A 16,831-nucleotide genomic window follows, 5' to 3' on the forward strand; every position below is an offset into this window, starting at 1 on the left:
CGTCGTGTGCCATCCAGGGATAACCGAAGTTGCAAAGTCCATGGATACAATCGTATGTACAGAAAGTACCAGTGGCGTTGAAATACCCGCCAAGATCAATGACACGATTTCAAAACGTTGCCAAGTCTTCACAGAACCATTCCAGCCGAATGATAATACAGAATAAATCTTTTGTTTTAATCCAGTAGCACGGTCACGGATAGTCGCGATATCAGGCAACAAACCACAGTACCAGAATACCAAGGATACTGTAAAGTATGTTGAGATCGCGAATGCATCCCATACCAATGGAGAGTTGAAGTTTACCCAAAGTGATCCAAATTGATTTGGAAGCGGGAAAATCCAATAAGCCAACCAAGGACGACCCATGTGAGCGACAACGTAGGTAGCCGCACAGATTACCGCAAAGATCGTCATCGCCTCTGCGGAACGGTTGATTGAGTTACGCCAGTTCTGACGGAAAATTAATAATACAGCTGAAATCAACGTACCAGCGTGACCGATACCAACCCACCATACAAAGTCGGTGATATCCCAAGCCCAGCCTACAGTTTTATTCAGACCCCAAGCGCCGATACCTGTCCAAAAGGTATAACTAACGCTAACTACCCATAATAAAGCTCCTAATACAGCAACGGTAAAACCAATCCACCATGCTTTATTTGGTTTATTTTCAACCGGTAGTAAGATATCATCCGTAATTTTTGCATACGTGATGTCTTTACCGGTCATTAATGGTTCTCTTAATATTGATTCGTTATGCGATGACATAGTAATTTTATTTCAAATATTGTACAAGATTACGCCTCAAAAGTGTTTCTAACTTTTGTCATATAACCGATACCCGGTTGAACATTGATTTCCTCAAGTACGTAATAAACACGCTCATTGCGCAATGCTTTGGATACTTCTGATTCTGGATCGTTAGCGTCACCAAAGATGATTGCATTTGCCGAACATGCTTGTTGACAAGCCATTTGGATATCGCCATCTTTCACTTTACGATTTTCGATCTTAGCTTGCAATTTACCTGCTTGGATACGTTGGATACACATTGAACATTTTTCCATTACCCCACGTGAACGCGTTACCACATCTGGATTCAATACCAATTGTGTGAACTCATTGTTCAAGTAGTTGTCAAAACGTGAATCATTCCAGTAAGCAAACCAGTTGAAACGACGTACTTTGAAAGGACAGTTGTTCGCACAGTAACGTGTACCGAAACAACGGTTGTAAGCCATATGGTTTAGACCTTCTGAAGAGTGTACTGTTGCCAATACCGGACAAACCGTTTCACAAGGTGCGTGACCACAGTGCTGACACAACATCGGTTGATGAACAACAGTGATATCTTCGAAATCTAAGTCAGCCGAAGCTTTCGCAATTTCTTTCTCTTTTGTCAGATCTTGATCTTTGCCTTCGATTGTATAGTAACGGTCAATACGTAACCAGTGCATCTCACGACGACGACGAACCTCATCACGACCTACAACAGGAATATTATTTTCTACGTTACAAGCTACGATACAAGCACCACAACCTGTACATGCGTTCAAGTCGATCGCCATCACCCATTTGTGACCCGGTTGCTCGTATTTGTTCCACAAATCGTACGTTTTGTGATTATCTGTAAAGCGTCCTGCCTCAGAGTTAGGATCTTTCAAATATTTCGCGAATGTCGTCTCACGAATCACGTTACGACCTTCGATCGTATGGTGTGTTTGTGTTTGTGCCAATTGGTAAGTTCCAGAAGCTTTCGCTACAGTTGCTTTTGCAACACCCTGAACAGTACCATTGATGATCGAAGCAAACGGGAATGCGTTTTTACCAACTTCATTACCTGCTTTACCAACTTTCGTACGACCGTAACCTACAGCAATTGAAACCGTTCCTTGTGCTTGACCAGGTTGTTGTACAACCGGCAATTCCAATTCAACACCATTTGCTTTTACAGTTACTTTGCCATCTTCACCCAAGCCTAGTTTTTCAGCATCTTTAGGGTTTAGGGCAGCATAGTTGTCCCAAGTTACCTTAGATACTGGATCAGGCAATTCCTGTAAGTAAGCATTGTTTGCATAACGACCATCGCGAAGAGCAGAAGGCTCGTAAAGTTTCAATTCAAACTCACCAGTAATTGCTTTGCTAGAAGCTTCGATAGCGGCAGCGGCAGCAGCAGCATTTCCTGTAAAAGCAGGAGCAGTTGCAGCTTTAGCACCTTTATATTCAAAACCAGTTTGCAATACAGCATCCCAGTTTTTTGTAGAACCAGCTAAGATTTGTGTAGACCACAAGTTCTTAACGAAGTTGTACATATCCGTTGTGTTTCCTGCCCAAGTCAACAAGCTTTGTTCAACTTGACGTGTTTGGAAAACAGGATTGATTGTTGGTTGAACGATCGAATACAAACCTTCTTTCGGATTTGCGTCACCCCAAGACTCCAAGAAAGTACTTGCAGGCGCGATCGCTGTCAATTCCGAAGCTGTCTCATCAGCACGTTGTGCAAATGATAAGGTGAAAGGAATTTGTTTCAATGCCGATTTTACATCCTCTGCTTTGAAGTAATCGTAAACAGGGTTGCTGTTCAAGAAGAACGCAGCACCTACCTGTCCACCTTTAGCAGCAGCCAAGAATGCCTGGAAGGATGAATCAGAACCTTGGTATTGTTTCGAGTAGTTATCTAAATCAATGATTGTACCGTAAGCGCCCAATGCAACGTTGATTGCATTGACCAATACCTGAACATTCACATCGTTTGAACCGGCAACAACTACGGCAGCGCCTTTGCTGTTTACCAATTCTTTTGCCGCTAGCGCTACACCTTTTTGTGCTTTTTTGTTGGCAGTAGCACCAGCCAACGATTGACCAGTGATTGCATTATATAAAGCGATCAAAGTTGCACCTTCTTCCGAAGGTTTGATAGCGATACGCGCATCCGCATTTGTACCCGTCATCGAAAGACCGGATTCAAATTGCACGTGACGTGACATCTTGCCATTTTTCAATGATTTGTAGTCACGGTTTTTAGCGTATTGTTGTGTATGCTCCTCACCTGCCAACCAAGTTCCTAAGAAATCAGCGGCAACTGAAACGATTACATTTGCTTTATCAAAATTGTATGAAGGAACTACAGCTTTACCAAAAGAAGCTTTATTAGCTTCGATAATACCACTGTAAGAAACAGCATCGTATTGTACGTGGTTAACTGTAGGGAATTTCGTTGCGAAAGCAGCGATTGCTGCCAGGGTTGAAGGACTGTTTACTGTATTAGAAACGATCGTAATTTGTTTACCAGAAGATGCTGCCGCAGTCAATGCTTTAACAACTTCCCCATCCAATTTAGACCATTCTACATCTTGACCTTTCAATTGCGCTTGTTTCAGTTTAGACTCATCGTATAAATCCAGTACCGAAGCAGCCGTAGTTGAATCCAAACCTTGGTTCAAACCAATTGCATTCGGGTTGGGCTCTACATTGATTGGACGACCTTCGCGCGTTTTAACCAAGATACTTTGACCATTGAATGTCGAAGCATAGTAGTTAGGGATACCTGGAGTTACCTCTTCAGGCTTAATCAAATAAGGAACTGCCTTATGCACAGGAGTACGGTTACAAGCCGCTAAAGAAACAGCACCCAAACCAAAACCTAATGCTTTCAAGAAGTCACGGCGAGGAGTTTTTGTACTCAAGCCAGCTTCGTTTAATACATCTTCTACAGGAATAGATTCGGCAAATTCACCCTTGCTTCCCTCAACGAAAGCAGGAGTTTGATTTAACTCTTCCAAACCTTTCCAATATTTTTTATTGCTATCCATTTAAGCTGTATATAAGATTGCGTATTTCAAATAATTATTAATAGTGACATTTACCACACTCAAGACCACCGATCATGGCTGCAGTCATTTTCTCACCTTTCTTAATTCTTTCGTGTGCCTTGATCAGATCTTCATAATATTTATTATCTGATTTGATATCCGTCTTTTTGTGACAGTCCACACACCATTTCATCGTCAATGGAGAGTATTGATATACCTCTTCCATATTTTGGATCGGTCCGTGACAAGTCTGACACTCTACTCCTGCGACCACAACGTGTTGTGAGTGATTGAAGTAAGCAAAATCAGGCAAGTTGTGGATACGAACCCATTGAATTGGTTTTGGATTATTACCATAAGTACGTGTCTCAGGATTCCAGTCTAACGCACGATAGATCTTCGCGATTTCCGGAGAAATATCACCATTGTAATGCTCAGAAGCAGTGACTGTGTTGTGACAGTTCATACATACGTTAGCCGATGGTATAGATGCATTTTTAGATTTAAATGCACCACCGTGACAGTATTGACACTCAATTTTATTTACACCAGCGTGGATTTGGTGTGAGAACTTAATAGGTTGAACAGGCTTGTAACCTTCGTGAACACCAACGTTCCACATTGTTTTCCAACCACCTACTGCCAACAGAGCAACAAGCATCAACACGGTGAATCCAACCAATTTTTTGTTTTTGACGAATGCTTTCGCAAACTTCACAAAACGTTGATTGTCTTCAGGTTCTTGTTGCGCTGCAATCGCTTCCTGATTCTTAGCAATAACATTTTCTAAGGTACGGATCACACGGTTCAACACCACGATCACAACAACCGCCAAAACAACAACCGCGATCAAGCCCAAAATCATGAACATAGATGCATTGTCATCTTTTGCAGCTGCGCCACCTGTAGCAGCATCTTTTGGTTTTTCCTTCGACGCGTCAGTGATGTAAGCCAATACAGATTTAATCTGATCGTCAGATAAATCAGTAAAAGAAGTCATCACAGACTTGTTGTACTCTTCAAAGATTTTAACCGCTTCGGCATCACCAGAAGCAATTAAAGCTTGAGAGTTACGAATCCACTTGATTAACCAAGCTTCATCTTTAGTCTCCGGAATTCCTTTCAACGCAGGTCCAACAACTTTTCTGTCGATTGCGTGACAGGATGTACACTTAGATTTGAAGATTTTTTCACCTTCCTTGACATCTTGCGCATGCAACGTCGTAACGGCAAATAATAGCATCAAACTCGTTGACACCACCCTCGCAAGGCTTCCCAAAACGGATGAGATAGTTCTCATATTTAGCACTTTATACTATTTATTTGTGAATGTAAAAAATTAACTCCCATGGTTAAAGGAGCCACTACCCCCCTAACAATGCCACAAAAGTATGATTTATTAACAAATCGCTGACAATTTTGTGACCTTTAATATCAATTTATAATCATTCTAAACAATTGCCTTTAAACCACCATTAAATCACTATTATGCGAACGAAGTCGTTCGATTGCTACAACTTTTCACTACGGCAATCCTCCAAATATAAGACATTACCATGACAATTTAAAATAGCTGAATATCAAGCGTATTTCAAGCTGAAAAAATACTTTTTCATATTAATTCCGTAACTTTATAAGAATAAAATGCGCTAATGTGGCGACAGTATTTTCTTGCTCCTAGTTACTTATTGCGCCTAGGAGTGTGGAATGCATCAAACAGACAACGAAGATGGAAACGAATAAAAAACACAACCCGTTAAGCAAAGAAGAGGAATATGTGATTGTGCATAAAGGGACAGAGCGTCCTTTTACGGGAGCACTTTTGGACAATAAAGTGAAGGGAACCTATATTTGTCGACGTTGCGAAAGCCCGCTGTACCGTTCAGAGTCAAAATTTGAATCGGGTTGTGGATGGCCGAGCTTTGACGACGAAATACCCGGAGCGGTCACCCGGATTACGGATGCAGATGGACGTCGGACAGAAATCCTCTGCAGTGCATGTGGAGCACACCTGGGCCATGTCTTTCTTGGGGAAGGTTTTACGGCAAAAAACACGCGCCATTGTGTCAACTCAATTTCAATGAAATTCGTAGCGGATACTACAGTGTGACCTTTGCTTTTGTCGACTCACGAATTTTCAATTCACAAGGCAACACCATCTTACGTGTTGCTTTTATTTTACCCTGTAAGCGAAGCAAAAGTATATTGATTAGGTTTTCCGCGATTTCCTTGATCGGTTGGGAGACAACAGTGATCGAAGGCTCCAATAATTTAAATACAGTATGATCATCGAAAGCGATCATCGCCGGCATGACAAAATTATATTTCTTCGATGCCTTCAATCCTGAAATTGCCAAGTAATTCGTCGAAAACAAAACAGCATCCAGGCGATTCTCACAAATAAAATCATGGAGAGACTCCATTGCTTCATCATCCGAGGCATCCATTTGAACTTTCTGAATAAAACTTTGCTGTTTATTATTGTCCATCGCTTTCAGATAACCTTCCGAACGCTCCTTCATCTGGGTCTGATCCGAATATAAAGACACAAAACCGATGCGCTTATAACCCTGCAGGCACAAGTGACTCGTTGCGTCAAAAGCACCCTGAAAATTGTCGGCCCCGACATAGTCTGTTTCCAGCTCCGGAAAATAGCGGTCAAAAAGGACCACGGGAATATTACTTTGCTGCAATTGCTTCACCGTATCTTCCAAACCATCCGAAGGCGTAATAATGAACCCGTCAACCTGACGATCGTAAAACATCTGGATCAGCTCCTTCGCCTTCTCGACATCGTTATTGGTACTACAATAAATAATACGGTATCCCTGCTCGTAAACTTTGCTTTCGATCAGACGTGCGATATTTCCAAAAAATGGATTTGAGATATCTTCAATAATCAATCCCAAAATTTTGGTTTTCCCCGTACGTAAGCTTTTCGCCAATTCGTTCGGCTTATACCCCACCTTTTTGACATAATCCAATACGCGCTTAGTCAACGCTTCGCTGATTCGCTTCTCTTTTGCCTTGTCATTCAAAATAAAGGATACTGTAGTTACAGAAATTCCCAACGCCTTTGCGATATCACTGATCAGAATACGTTTCTTCATGTAGAGTAGGTTTGTTAAGTTTTATTTCGAAGATTACTAAAGTAAAAAATTTAACGACAATTTACTAAAATAATAATAAAATTGCGCTAAAAGGTTTTATTTACTAATTTTAAGCAGTTTCAAATACCCGAACACAAAACCTATGACAGGAAATAAACTCATCACAACAGTGTTGGGCACGCTAATTTTACCATTTTGCGTTCAAGCCCAGCAAAATTTAACACAATATGTCAATCCCTTCATTGGCTCAGCGGATCATGGGCACGTCTTTGTCGGAGCCAATGTACCTTTGGGTGCGGTGCAACTTGGGCCAACACAGATTCCACAGATCTGGGATAAATTCAACGGCTGGGATTGGTGTAGCGGTTATAATTACAAAAGCCAGGAAATATTGGGTTTCACGCACACCCATCTAAGCGGAACAGGCATCGGAGATCTAAATGATCTTATGATCGTTCCGGCAAATGGCAAACTGCAATTGACACCTGCAGAATTCAACAAAATGAATACAGGCTATGGCTCATCCTTCAAAAAAGAAACTGAAGTCGCTAAACCGGGTTTTTACAGTGCCTATCTGGATGACTATAAGGTCCAGGCAAATTTAACAGCAACGGAAAGGGTTGGTTACCATCAATACCGTTACGAAAAAACTGATAATGCTCACATTTTGATCGACTTGGGCTACCATATCAACTGGGATAAACCCACCGACACCTACATCAAGCAGGTCAATGATTCTACCTTCGTTGGTTACCGTTTTTCGACCGGCTGGGCAACTGATCAAAAGCTATACTTCGCCATAAAAACTTCGCAACCAATTCAAAAGGTTCGCTTCTTCGATGGCAAGGAAGAAAAACTTGGGCAGACCACATTCAAAGGACAAGCGATCAAAGCAGCTCTTTTCTTCGATGCGGCCAAAAACAAGACCATTGAACTGAAAGTCGGCATTTCGCCGGTCAGCTCGACCAATGCCTTAAATAACATCAATGCAGAGATTCCGGGCTGGAATTTTGAGAAAGTGAAACAAGAAGCCGATCAACGTTGGAATAAGACCCTGAACAAGATTCAGTTTGAAGCGGATAAGGACACCAAGACAATCTTCTATACCGCCTTATACCATACTTACTTTGCACCTACAATTTTCAACGATGCAAACGGCGACTATCTGGGAACGGACAAACAGGTGTACGAAAAGCAAGATTTTGTCAATCACACCGTATTTTCCTTATGGGACACTTACCGTGGGCTTCATCCGCTGATGACCATCCTTGAAGACCGCAAAATTAATCAGGATTTTATCAAAACAATGCTTGCCATTTATCAACAGCAGGGAAAACTACCGATGTGGCATTTACAGGGTAACGAAACCAATACGATGGTTGGGTTGCCGGCCATTCCCGTGATTGCCGATGCATTTCTAAAAGGCATCATTGACGAGAAGGATTATCCTTTGGTATGGGAGGCCGTCAAAACAACTGCTATGGGCAATGACCATGGGTTGAAATTCGCGCGCGACCTTACTTACATCCCTATTGATAGCATGGCTAATGAATCCGTGGCCTGGGCATTGGAATATGCTATCGCCGATTTTGGTGCTTATAAAATCGCGGAGAAATTAGGAAAGACTGAAGATGCTGCTTATTTCAAAAAACGCTATAAATTATACGAGCAGTACTTTGACAAAGAAGTTGGCCACTTTGTTGGCAGAAAAGCCAATGGCGACTTCCGCAGGCCTTTTGATCCATTGATGGCAAAGCATCGTGAAAATGATTACTGTGAAGGAAATGCATGGCAATATACCTGGCTTGTACCACAGGATGTTACCGGTTTGATCAATCTTTTTGGCGGCGATCAGCAATTTTTAAAGAAACTAGATTATTTCACAACCATGTCTTCGGATTTAGGCGGAGAAGCTTCTCCGGATATTTCAGGACTCATTGGCCAATACGCCCAAGGCAATGAGCCGAACCACCATATTCCTTACCTATACGCCTATGCAGGACAGCCATGGAAGGGTGCAGCACTGGCACGCAAGGCGATGACCGATTTCTATACAAATACACCAGCAGGACTCTGTGGTAACGATGATGTCGGTCAGATGAGCGCATGGTACGTATTCTCTGCGATGGGATTCTATCCATTGAATGCGATGAGCAGTGTTTATGTATTTGGCTCACCGATGATGGAACATGCCAACATCAATTTGCCAAATGGTAAAACCTTGGCAATAACCGTAAAAAACCAAGGCAAAGCAAACCAGTACATCAAATCTATCAAATTGGACGGAAAACCTTACAGCAAGACGTTTATCACACACGCGCAGTTGCTACAGGGCGGTCAGATGGAGATTGAGATGAGCGCTACTCCGAATAAGAACTTCGGAAAAAATAAAGCGGACAGACCATCAAGCGTTGACAATAATTAACTGAAAAATTGTCAGCAAAACATTAGTGGATTAATATTTGTTAATACCTTACTATATAAATTTAAGGAGAACAAAAAATGGCAGATTACAAAAACATCAATATACAAGATATCCCTGATGGAGGCGAGAATCCTAAAGACTTCTATGAAACTTTTAAAGAAAGATTAGAAGACCTGGAGACCTTTCCGAAAGACTATACGTACAAATTTATCTTACCAAAAGATCAGGATCATTTCAATCAGATCCAAAGTGTATTTGATGATACGGATGCACGTTTTGACTTCAAGGATTCCAAGACAGGCAAATACACCTCGATCACGGTCAGCCTGAATGTAAAAGATGCAGATCAGGTCATTTCCTTCTACAAAGAAGTTGCCAAGATAAAAGGCGTTATTATGCTATAAAAACAAAACAGGCTGTCGAAATGACAGCCTGTTTTGTTTATTGTTCAAGAGGTTGCTGCTTGACCAAATCCCTTTGAACAAGCAACTCTTCCATTTTGGCCTTATCAAACAACTCTTTCGGAACTTTGAGTTTCAAAAGATAACATATCGGGCGCCCCGATTGGCCCCCAGGACTCCATCTTTTTTGCATTCTTAGAAAATCAGATCTTTAGAACTGTTTCCCCTGTCCAATAGCACGCCGTCTTTTGTGACAAGTACCTCAAATATATGATCAGCATGGATCGCTTTGTCCAACCGGCCTTCCCGTTTAGCTTCTTTGAGATAATTTAGCCAATGGATCTTAAAGTTATTCATTCCCTCCTTCGGTACAAGAAAAATATCCACCGCCGTATAGATGGCTTGCCACAAAAAAAGCCCGCTGCATGGCGGGCCTTTGTATATTTAGTTAAAGAACAAGCTTATTCCTGTCCAGCGCCAGCTACAGGAGCTTCGCCATTTGGCTTATCTTGTTTTGGCTTATCTTCTCTTGGAGGACGAGGCAATAAAGCTTTACGTGAAAGCTTCATTTTACCTTGTTTATCAATATCCAATAATTTAACTGTCACTTTATCACCTTCTTTGAAGATTCCGTCCATTGTTTCAAGACGTTTCCAGTCAATTTCAGAGATGTGTAATAAACCATCTTTACCAGGCATAATCTCTACGAATGCACCGAATGGCATAATTGATTTTACTTTACCTTCGTAAGTTTCACCGATCTCTGGTTTAGAAGCAATCGCTTTGATACGACCTACTGCATCATCAATTGCAGCTTTGTTGTCCGCAAATACCTGAACGACACCTTTGTTATCAACCTCTTCGATAGAGATTGTTGCACCGGTCTCACGTTGCATTTCCTGAATGATCTTACCACCTGGGCCGATCACAGCACCGATAAATTCTTTATCGATCAACAATTGAACGATACGAGGTGCATGTGGTTTGTAGTCTTCACGTGGAGCAGAAATGGTTTTCTTCATTTCACCTAAGATGTGTAAACGAGCTTCTTTCGCTTGATCCAAAGCCTGTGTCAACACTTCCCATTTCAAACCATTGATTTTTAAGTCCATCTGACAAGCAACGATACCTTTTTCAGTACCAGTTACTTTAAAGTCCATATCACCTAAGTGATCTTCATCGCCTAAGATATCCGATAAAATTGCATATTTACCAGTTTTCTCATCGGAGATCAATCCCATTGCAATACCAGATACAGGAGCTTTCAACTTCACACCAGCATCCAAAAGAGCCAATGTACCGGCACATACTGTCGCCATGGAAGACGAACCATTGGATTCCAAAATATCGGAAACCACACGGATTGTATATGGATTTTCATTATCTGCAGGTAACACTTGTTTCAATGAACGCATCGCCAAGTTACCGTGACCAACTTCACGACGGCCAGGACCTCTGTTTGGTCTTACTTCGCCTGTAGAGAACGCAGGGAAGTTATAGTGAAGGATAAATTTGTTATAACCGTTGATAAAAGCACCATCGATCATTTGCTCGTCGTCTTTAGCACCTAAAGTAACCGAAGTCAATGATTGTGTTTCACCACGTGTGAATACAGCAGAACCGTGTGCAGCTGGCAAATAATCCACCTCAGACCAGATCGGGCGTACTGTACGTACGTCACGGCCATCTAAACGCATGCCTTCATCCAAAACTAGATTACGGACAGCATCATATTGAACATCATGGAAATATTTTTTGAATAAGAATGCGGTATCATCATCCAATTCTTCAGGCATTGTCGCTCTGTATTCTTCTGCAATTTTTGCAAAGTTCTCCGAACGGTCATGTTTCGCAGAAGCCGATTTTGCAATTGCGTATACTTTATCATAAGTAGCAGCAAAAATGGATGCTCTCAATTCAGGGTTTTCAGGTTCGTGACTATAGGCACGTTTCACTGTTTTACCGACCAAATTAGCCAATTCTACTTGTGCAGCAACTTGTTTTTTGATAGCTTCATGCGCAAAAGCGATCGCTTCAACCATTTCAGCTTCCGAAATTTCTTTTGCTTCACCTTCCACCATACCAATATCCTGAGCCGAACCAGCAACGATAAATTCCAAAGTTGCATTTTCAAGTTCAGATAATTTTGGATTGATGACCAATTGACCGTCAATTTTCGCTACGCGAACTTCGGAAATAGGACCATTAAAAGGAATATCAGAAACCGCAATTGCAGCAGATGCTGCTAGGCCTGCTAAAGCATCAGGCATAATATCTTTATCCGCAGAGATCAAGCTGATGGCAACTTGGGTGTCTGCGTGATAGTTTTCAGGAAATAATGGACGTAGTGCACGGTCTACCAAACGGGAAATTAATACTTCATAGTCTGACAATCTAGCCTCACGACGTAAGAAGCCCCCCGGAATACGACCAGTAGCCGCATATTTCTCTTGATAATCTACTGAAAGTGGTAAAAAATCAACACCAGATTTAGCTTCTTTGGCAGAAACAACAGTTGCAAGCAACATCGTATCACCTTGTTTTAATACTACAGCACCATCGGCTTGTTTCGCTAATTTTCCTGTAGACAATTCGATCTGGGTGCCATTACCCATATCGATGGTTGTTTTAATTTCGTTGTAATTCATTTAATCTTGTTTGTGACACGCTTTTCATCTTGTTGGCGGCGTGCCGATATTTTAAATACGTTAGATTTCAGCACAAAGGTAAATTAAAATATTAAGATTAATGCAATTAACGGTTAGCTAAATACGGAAAGTCAGTACTAAGTCCACAGGGAGGTTATGCAACTGTCGTCATTCTTTGAAAATTTGCTTAATAAAAGCACCTTCGGGTGCTTTTATATGTGCTATTTTTTTGAACATTTTCCGAATAACAACGGCCAATCCAAAAAAGTGGGGCCTTTAGGTACTTCTAATAATGATTAGATCAGCTGGAGGTTAACCCTATCAACAGATTAACTTATCAAGCTAGAAGTTGGGATTTTAAATTTGGGTATTTTCGTTACACAAGCGTAGCTCCTTCCCTTTTTTCCTCTTTTAATTTTTAGGGGACAGCATTAGGATCAAATAGTGATCAAATTTTAATTTTTAACAATACTTGTTCAGTGTTTGTTCAGTGCTTGCTCAGTAATGACTCAATATAAACTGAATAACCAATGACTGATTACTGTCTAAAAACTGATTCAAAATTGTTATTAGGTATAATTTGGTATTAGGATATTTCGGTTTTAATGTTTATCTTGATATCTATTTTCTAATCAGCTAGTTATGGCAATCATAAAAAATGGCGTTAATGGAACTGTTTCCGGGAAAGCAGGTTCCGTTGTGTTTGTGTTGACGAAAACAGGAAATTATGTACGCTCTCTTCCTCGCGTTAAAAAACGGGAGCCCACTCCTGAACAGCTGCTCAGTAGGACACGCTTCAAGATTGTGAGGTCGCATATTAGCATATTAAATCCGATCATCAAAATAGGTTATAAGGCGTATAGCTATCCAAAGCGCGCATACGATGTCGCCATGTCTTATAATCTGAACGAAGCACTTATCCAGGAAGGGGACGGTTTTGTGGTTAACTGGCAGAAATTTATGATTGCCAAAGGAAGCCCCAACCCCATCACTTCCTACACGATGGATTTGGAGCAAGAAAACGGAGTGCTTCAGGTTACTTGGGAATATGATACCTATCTGGAGAAAAAATTTGACACAAGGTCTTACGATTCCTTCTTAATCCTGTATAGCGCAGCGGATAATGGGGTTGAATATCCACTTTTGATGAACGAATCGAAAAATAGCTTAATATCTGGCAAACAAGACATTAATATTCCAAAACATCGAAAGGTAACGACTTATGAAGTGTATATATTTTTTATAGGGAGCTATGGTGGAGGTAATACAGACAGTCTGCACTTAGGCAAGATAAAGGTGTGACCACAGCTATTAATCACATTATCATAATGTATAATACCTAAGACGAGATATTTCATAAAAAAAGCCATCCAAAATCTGGATGGCTTTCCTAAAAACCTTTGTACAAAAGCTTATTTGATGATATCACGTAAACCTAGACCTTTGATGATCGCACGGTAACGGTTAATATCTGTTTTGTAAAGATAAGCCAATAATGAACGACGTTTACCTACCAACATTTGTAGGGCACGTTGTGTACCGAAATCTTTTCTGTTCTTTTTCAAATGCTCAGTTAAGTGAGCGATTCTTTTCGTGAATAAAGCAACTTGACCTTCTGTAGATCCAGTGTTAGTAGCTGATCCAGCAAATTCTGCGAAGATCTCAGCTTTGTACTCTTTACTTAAATACATCTCTTGAATAATATTAAAGCGTTAAAAAATTAATTAATTGCGTGCAAAGGTAGTGTTTTTTTTGAGACGAACAAATTATGCTCATAACTTATTCACTTCCATTACACTTTGACATATATTTTCTTCTTGTCCAACCAGTAACAGATTACCCACATCAGGGTCAAAAAACACAGTGAATATACAAAGGAACCAACCTCAGGGATACCTGGTACTTTGGCACAGACATACTTATAAAACCAGGCGAAAGCGTCGGTATATTTCTGTGTTCCGTCATCCTTTAATCCATCGGGGATCCGGAATAAACCAAGAAAACGGGGCAGGATTCCACTCAAGACAAATATAAATAGCGGATTTTTGCCGAATACATCAAAAAATTGAGTGAGTTTGTTTTTGACACCCTGCACCTCTATAAACCAGATCATACCACCAATTGTCATTGTAGCAAGTCCCGTGGTATAGAGTACATAGGAACTCGTCCAGATTTTTTTATTGATCGGAAAGCCGAGCGCCCAGATCCAGGCCAAAACAACAAGGATAAAACCAGTAACAAACATCCCGGCCAACAACTTGAAATGGGGTTCGTTTGAAGCAGGCACCTTAGACCATAACCAGTCCACCTGTCCTTGCTTCTTGATAAACACGCCGACCAGATAACCAAACACCACCTGTACGATCGCCGGTAAGGTACTCATCAATCCCTCTGGGTCGAATGGAACACCTTCGCCTTTATAAATATGCGGCAGACCCAATATCGCGATATCGTGCTTGGTACCAAACCACCCTTCTAAACTATAGGGATCAGCTCCCCCTGCCATTGCACAGACAGCCCAATACAGCAATAAAATACCAGCAGAAATCCAAATAATTGCTTTTTCTTTAAAGTAATACGCTAATATAGAGGCAAAACAATAAGCTATTGCGATACGCTGCAGCACCCCAAGGATACGAATACCTCGACTTGGATCATTGGGATCTACCCATTGTTTAAAAACCAGTTCTGCCCCCTCCCATTTAATAAAAGGCCACCAGTTAATAAAAAGCCCGATAGCAAAAATTAAAACCGTGCGTTTAAGTACCTTCTTCCAGAAAACCGCGGGGCCAGCTTCCTGCAATCGAGGAATCACAAAGGACATGGCATTTCCTACTGCAAATAGAAAAAATGGAAAAACCAAGTCCGTCGGAGAACAGCCATGCCAGGCTGCATGTTTCAGCGGCGCGAACATATGCGCCCAAGTCCCCGGATTATTTACCATAATCATCAGCGCCACAGTAGCCCCACGAAACACATCCAAGGAATAATAACGTTGTTTCATCATAAATTAAGTGATTAGCGAGTAAATATAGGGATTAACGAATTCATTTTTATGCATAATATTTATAATAATGGCACAAACAGGAAGAAAGCACTTAATGACAGGATTGTTACAAAAACAAACGATTGCAACTCGTTATTCCAAGGAAACAAGCACTTCTTAAATAATTTTAAAAAGTTTTTTGAACTTACATTTTTTTTAATATATCTTTAACAAAAGTTTAACCGACTTTTATGAAATGCTTCAATACCAATGGAAAAAGAAATATTAAAAAACCTCTATTTTGATACAGCTGTCTCTATAGCAGAACTAGTTAAAAAGCTAGCCAAGAGTACACCTTCTATTACGAAGGTTATCAATCGTCTGTTGGAGGAGAAGATTATCATTGAATGTGGATTTGCCGAATCTACCGGCGGAAGACGCCCTATACAATTTGCACTTAATCCTTCTTTAGATTTCTATATTTTAACTATTTCCGCTGACCAGTATTTTTCTACATTTTCATTAACGGATTTACGCCAAAATACAATCGCTGAGCATAGAGATGTTCCATTGGAATTACAATTAGCGAATTCATCCGATTTACTTCTATCGGAAATCGAAAGAATCTTAGCTTTATCTTCCATAGATATTAGTAGACTTATTGGCATAGGCATCAGCATGCCAGGATTCGTAAATTCTGAACTTGGAGTTAATGAATCCTACCCTATCACTCATCCGCTCTATAAAATCAAAAGCAAAATAGAGAAAAAGTACAAAATTGCTACAGTAATCGAAAATGATTCACGTTGTATAGCTCTCGCCGAAAAAGAATTTGGCTTGGCGAAGAATATCGAAAACTCATTGATCATTAATCTGAATTGGGGTGTTGGCTTAGGAATTATTATTAATGGAACTGTTTTTAAGGGAGAATCAGGATTTGCAGGTGAATTCAGTCATATTCCGCTTTCCGACAACAATACACTTTGCTCCTGTGGCAAACGGGGCTGTCTAGAAGTGGAGGCTTCGTTAAATGCAGCTATCCGAAATACAGAAAATGACATCGAAAAAAATGAGTATTCGATTTACAGCACATTTGTCAAGAGTAATCTCAACAAAATTGATGCGCTGATTGAAGCAAGTAATGTAGGAGACCAAATAGCGATTAATAATCTGGGGAAAATAGGTTACATGCTAGGCAAAGGAATTTCCACACTCATCCACATCTTAAACCCCAAACAAATTATCGTCAGTGGCCGTGGTGCAGAACTGGGTAGAATTTTAAACCCACAGATTCAGATTGCAATTAACGAATTTTGCATTCCTGAAATTGCCAAGACCACACAAGTTCAAATGTCGGAATTAAACAAACATGCCCAAATAAAAGGTACTGCTGCTATCGTCGTAGAAAACCATATTGGCAGCATCCTAACTAAATAATTATTAATA

Annotated in this window: 13 protein-coding genes; 5 read left to right on the forward strand and 8 right to left on the reverse strand. The window is 40.7% G+C overall.

Features of this window, described 5'->3' with window-relative positions:
• From nrfD to HMAT_RS22095, 3 genes are all read right to left on the reverse strand, one after another.
• Positions 1–771: NrfD/PsrC family molybdoenzyme membrane anchor subunit (nrfD, locus tag HMAT_RS27500; RefSeq protein ID WP_233789514.1), on the reverse strand; the 771-nt coding region annotated here is incomplete at its 3' end.
• A gap of 29 nt (positions 772–800) precedes the next feature.
• The gene (locus HMAT_RS22090) at positions 801–3,815 is read right to left on the reverse strand and encodes a TAT-variant-translocated molybdopterin oxidoreductase (protein ID WP_104385007.1); all 3,015 of its coding nucleotides are present in this window, start codon (positions 3,813–3,815) and stop codon (positions 801–803) included.
• A gap of 37 nt (positions 3,816–3,852) precedes the next feature.
• Entirely contained in the window at positions 3,853–5,115 is a 1,263-nt protein-coding gene (locus HMAT_RS22095) for a cytochrome c3 family protein (RefSeq protein WP_104385008.1), read from the reverse strand.
• A 402-nt stretch (positions 5,116–5,517) separates the two neighbouring features.
• On the opposite strand from HMAT_RS22095, the gene HMAT_RS22100 reads away from it, so the two are divergent.
• Positions 5,518–5,925, forward strand: coding sequence for a methionine-R-sulfoxide reductase (locus tag HMAT_RS22100; protein WP_371412058.1), 408 nt, complete (start codon positions 5,518–5,520; stop codon positions 5,923–5,925).
• Here HMAT_RS22100 and HMAT_RS22105 read toward each other — a convergent pair.
• Positions 5,915–6,925: a LacI family DNA-binding transcriptional regulator gene (locus tag HMAT_RS22105; RefSeq protein WP_104385009.1), complete on the reverse strand. Its 1,011-nt coding sequence runs from the start codon at positions 6,923–6,925 to the stop codon at positions 5,915–5,917. The two genes, HMAT_RS22100 and HMAT_RS22105, sit on opposite strands and share 11 nt — an antisense overlap.
• Before the next feature lie 142 nt (positions 6,926–7,067).
• On the opposite strand from HMAT_RS22105, the gene HMAT_RS22110 reads away from it, so the two are divergent.
• Both HMAT_RS22110 and HMAT_RS22115 read left to right on the forward strand, forming a co-directional pair.
• On the forward strand, positions 7,068–9,350 hold the full coding sequence (locus HMAT_RS22110; protein WP_104385010.1) for a GH92 family glycosyl hydrolase: 2,283 nt from the start codon (positions 7,068–7,070) through the stop codon (positions 9,348–9,350).
• 77 nt (positions 9,351–9,427) lie between these two features.
• Positions 9,428–9,754, forward strand: coding sequence for a DUF493 domain-containing protein (locus tag HMAT_RS22115; protein WP_104385011.1), 327 nt, complete (start codon positions 9,428–9,430; stop codon positions 9,752–9,754).
• A 192-nt stretch (positions 9,755–9,946) separates the two neighbouring features.
• On the opposite strand, the gene HMAT_RS22120 is transcribed toward HMAT_RS22115, so the two are convergent.
• Both HMAT_RS22120 and pnp read right to left on the reverse strand, forming a co-directional pair.
• Entirely contained in the window at positions 9,947–10,108 is a 162-nt protein-coding gene (locus HMAT_RS22120; protein WP_158656051.1) for a hypothetical protein, read from the reverse strand.
• Between the two features lie 104 nt (positions 10,109–10,212).
• Positions 10,213–12,399, reverse strand: a complete 2,187-nt coding sequence (pnp, locus tag HMAT_RS22125; RefSeq protein ID WP_104385013.1) for a polyribonucleotide nucleotidyltransferase — start codon at positions 12,397–12,399, stop codon at positions 10,213–10,215.
• A 642-nt stretch (positions 12,400–13,041) separates the two neighbouring features.
• Between pnp and HMAT_RS22130 the strand changes: the two genes are divergently transcribed.
• Entirely contained in the window at positions 13,042–13,701 is a 660-nt protein-coding gene (locus HMAT_RS22130; protein ID WP_104385014.1) for a DUF6266 family protein, read from the forward strand.
• 110 nt (positions 13,702–13,811) lie between these two features.
• Here HMAT_RS22130 and rpsO read toward each other — a convergent pair whose 3' ends face one another.
• Positions 13,812–14,090 carry a 30S ribosomal protein S15 gene (gene rpsO / locus HMAT_RS22135; protein WP_104385015.1) on the reverse strand — a complete coding sequence of 93 codons (279 nt, stop codon included), beginning with the start codon at positions 14,088–14,090 and terminating at the stop codon, positions 13,812–13,814.
• Between the two features lie 101 nt (positions 14,091–14,191).
• A complete protein-coding gene (locus tag HMAT_RS22140) occupies positions 14,192–15,406 on the reverse strand; it encodes an acyltransferase family protein (RefSeq protein WP_233789517.1) in 1,215 nt (404 codons plus the stop codon).
• Between the two features lie 249 nt (positions 15,407–15,655).
• Here HMAT_RS22140 and HMAT_RS22145 point away from each other — a divergent pair, with 249 nt between their 5' ends.
• Entirely contained in the window at positions 15,656–16,822 is a 1,167-nt protein-coding gene (locus HMAT_RS22145) for an ROK family protein (RefSeq protein WP_104385017.1), read from the forward strand.
• The last annotated feature ends 9 nt before the right edge of the window (positions 16,823–16,831 follow it).

The organism is Sphingobacterium sp. HMA12 (assembly GCF_002933815.1).
Lineage (GTDB): Bacteria > Bacteroidota > Bacteroidia > Sphingobacteriales > Sphingobacteriaceae > Sphingobacterium.